At 61.7% G+C, this 689-nt stretch carries 1 pseudogene; it reads right to left on the bottom strand.

Annotation, left to right across the window (positions count from 1 at the left end):
* Window positions 1–73: 73 nt before the first annotated feature.
* A pseudogene (locus A5785_RS15770) lies at window positions 74–689 on the bottom strand (IS256 family transposase); the annotation flags it as partial.

Here is a 689-nt window from a genome sequence, read left to right on the forward strand (position 1 = left end):
TTGTCGTCTAACGCCATGCTCATAGATCTTCCTCTCACTGATGAGCACTGGACTTACACAGACCATCTGACACCCCCAACTCCGAGTCGCGGAAGGCCTCCCACTCGAGGCGGGCGACCTCGACATCCGGGGCTGTGTAGATCGGTTTGATCGCCCGGGCCACCTCCTTGCGGTCTTTGTAGTTGACGAACCGCATCGCGTTGCGGATCAGATGCACCACACACGTCTGCACGGTGGCCAGCGGCCAGGTCGCCTCGATCGCCTCGGGGAATCCGGTGAGCCCGTCACAGCACACGACCAGCACGTCTTTGACGCCGCGGTTGGCCAGATTCGCGCACACCCCGGCCCAGAACCTCGCGCCCTCTTCGGCCTGTATCCAGATCCCCAACACATGCTTGATACCGGCCATGTCGACGCCAATCGCTATGTGGGCGTGTTTGTTTCGGACGTGGGCGCCGTCTTTGACCTTCACCACCAACGCGTCGAGATAGATGACGGGGTACAGCGCCTCCAGCGGCCGGTTCTGCCATTCGTCGACCGCGTCGAGGACCTCGTCGCAGATCTTGGAGATCGTCTCGTGGGACAGATCGGTGCCGATTGTGGATGCGAGGTGGTGTTGGATATCGCGCAACGTCATGCCGCCGGCATAGAGCGAGATGATGATGTCATCGAGGCCACCGAGCCGGCGC

Origin of the sequence: Gordonia sp. 852002-50395_SCH5434458, assembly GCF_001665905.1 — a bacterium.
Taxonomy (GTDB): Bacteria; Actinomycetota; Actinomycetes; order Mycobacteriales; family Mycobacteriaceae; genus Gordonia; species Gordonia jacobaea.